Raw genomic sequence first — 2,541 nt, forward strand, 5'->3', positions numbered from 1 at the left:
CACGACCCACTTACACCCTCATCCCAGCGAACGACGGGACCAGATGCTCCCCCTTTGGGGGAGCTGTCGCGAAGCGACCGAGGGGGCTTCCGCTCAGAACGTAGGCATGGACTTCATCGGCTTTTGAGCAGAAGCCCTGGCCTTCGGCCACCTCCCCCAATGGGGGAGGATCTTAGAGTCCCAGCTTCCGCTCCAACGCCCTCGCCGCCTCCCCCGGCGCAACCTTCCCCTCGTCCCGATCGACGCTGAGGTTCGCTGCGCGCATCGCCTCGACCGGGATCCTCCCGATCAGCGGCGTCAGCGCCCGGCGCAGGCGCTCATCGCCGGCCCGCCTCGGCGCGATCAGCACCACCGCGTCATAGGGCGGGATCGCGCCATTGGGATCGCTCAGCACCCGCAGGTGGTCGGCGGCGATGCGGCCGTCGGAGGAGAAGGCGCTGATCACGTCGACGTCGCCGCCGGTGAGCGCGCGGTACATGAAGGTCGGCTGGTAGGCGCGCTGGGCCCTGAAGCGCAGGTCGTAGGCGTCCGCCACCGCCTTCCACTCCGGCCGCGACAGAAACTCCAGGTCCGCGCCCAGCTTCAGCGACGGGGCTTGGCGGGCGAGGTCGGCGATGGAGGCGATCCCGAGCGCCGCCGCGCGGTCCTCGCGCATGGCCAGCGCATAGGCGTTCTCGAAGCCGAGCGAGCCCAGCACCACCACCCCGTCCCGGCGCTTCAGCTCGGCGGTGAGCTGGCGCAGCACCTCCGCCCGGCCGGGATTGTCCGTCCGGCCCAGAACGTTGGTCCACAGCGTCCCGGAATAGTCGACGTAGACGTCGAGTTCGCCGGCGGCGAGCGCGCGGTAGGCGACCGCCGAGCCCAGGCCTTCCTTCAGCTGCGCCCGGGCGCCGGCCTCACCCAGCCGGTCGGCGATCAGCTCGGCCAGGATGTACTGCTCGGAGAAGTTCTTCGCCCCGACCACATAGGCCGGTCGCGCGCCGGCCCCCAGCAGCGGCGTCAGGGCGAGGGCGATCCCCGCGGCGAGGCCGACGGCGCCGGCGACGAGCCGCCCGCGGCTGCGCGTCTCCACCCCGGCCTCGACCAGGCCCAGCAGCTGGTCGGCGGCAAGCGCCAGCGCGGCGGAGGCGGCGCAGCCGATCAGGACGTCGACCCAGTTCTCGGTCTGCAGGCCGGAGAAGATGTAATTGCCGAGGCTGGTCTGGCCGACCGGCGTGGACAGCGTCGCCGCGCCGATGGTCCAGACCGCGGCGGTGCGCACGCCGGCCATGATCACCGGCGCGGCCAGCGGCAGTTCGACCTGCCACAGCCGCTGGCCGGGCGTCATGCCGACCCCGTCGGCGGCGGACCGGACCGCCGGATCGACGCCCAGGATGCCGGCGATGGCGTTCCTCAGGATCGGCAGCATCGAATAGAGCGCCAGAGCCAGGAGCGCCGGCAGGAAGCCGAGCGCCGAGAAGCCGTGCCCCAGCACGCTCTTCGCCAGCGAAGAGACCGCCAGGAGCAGCGGATAGAACAGCGCCAGCAGCGCCAGGCTCGGGATGGTCTGGACCAGGCTCGAGGCCGCCAGCAGCGGCCAACGCAGCCTGGGGCTGCGGCTCGCGGCCACCGCCAGCGGCAGGCTGACCGCCAGGCCGAGCGCCAGGGCCGCGGCCGAGAGCGCCACATGCCAGGCGAGATAGGTCGGCAAGAGCGCCAGGGCGGCGTCGAGGCGCGGGCTCAAGGGCCGGCTCCGCCCAGCCGCGCGCTCAGCCGTTCGGCCTGCCGCTTCGGGGCCTCCAAGAGCTCGCGCACCCTCGGGTCGGCCGCCGCGTCGAGGAGGGCGGCGGGCGGACCGTCGCCGACGATCCTCCCGGCGATCAGCACGACGATGCGGTCGGCCAGCAGCACGGCCTCGGCCATGTCGTGAGTCACCATCACCGTCGTCAGGCCCAGCCGGTCGTGCAGGGCGCGGTAGTCGGCGCCCAGCGCGTCGCGGGTCAGGGGGTCGAGGGCGCCGAACGGTTCGTCCATCAGCAGCATGGCGGGCTCGGCGGCGAGCGCGCGGGCGACGCCGACCCGCTGGCGCTGACCGCCGGAGAGCGCGGCCGGCAGCCGACCGGCGGTCTCGCGCGGCAGGTCGACGAGGTCGAGCAGGGTCTCGACGCGCTCGGCGATCCGGCCCGCGTCCCAGCGCATCAGCCGCGGCGTCACGGCGATGTTCTGGCCGACCGTCAGGTGCGGAAAGAGGCCGATCTCCTGGAAGACATAACCGATCCGCCGACGCAGCTGCGGCGCGGGCCCCGCGTGCGCCTCGGCGCCCTCGATGCGGACCACGCCTGCGTCCGGCTCCTCCAGCCGGTTGATGGTCTTCAAAAGCGTCGTCTTGCCGGAGCCGGACGGCCCCACCAGCGCCACGAACTCGCCGCGGGCGATCGACAGCGAGACGCCGTCCAGCGCGACCTGCGCGCCGTAGCGCCTGGCCAGCCCCGCAAGCTCGATCATTGCGTCGCCCAGGAGCCACCCCCCAACCGTTCATCCCCGCCTTTCGCAGGGAAGAGC

2 protein-coding genes are annotated in these 2,541 nt (G+C 72.9%); both read right to left on the reverse strand.

Features of this window, described 5'->3' with window-relative positions; all coding sequences use genetic code 11:
* Window positions 1-172: 172 nt before the first annotated feature.
* The gene (locus VJS38_RS00495) at window positions 173-1,723 is read right to left on the reverse strand and encodes a glycine betaine ABC transporter substrate-binding protein (protein ID WP_324086198.1); all 1,551 of its coding nucleotides are present in this window, start codon (window positions 1,721-1,723) and stop codon (window positions 173-175) included.
* Entirely contained in the window at window positions 1,720-2,484 is a 765-nt protein-coding gene (locus VJS38_RS00500) for an ABC transporter ATP-binding protein (RefSeq protein WP_324086199.1), read from the reverse strand. Before VJS38_RS00500 ends, VJS38_RS00495 begins: the two co-directional genes overlap by 4 nt.
* Window positions 2,485-2,541 lie beyond the last annotated feature (57 nt).

Origin of the sequence: Phenylobacterium sp., assembly GCF_035276905.1 — a bacterium.
Taxonomy (GTDB): Bacteria; Pseudomonadota; Alphaproteobacteria; order Caulobacterales; family Caulobacteraceae; genus Phenylobacterium.

Coding starts and splice junctions, on each gene's coding strand:
- VJS38_RS00500 (WP_324086199.1), bottom strand. CDS start 2,484: ATGATCGAGCTTGCGGGGCTGGCCAGGCGCTACGGCGCGCAGGTCGCG.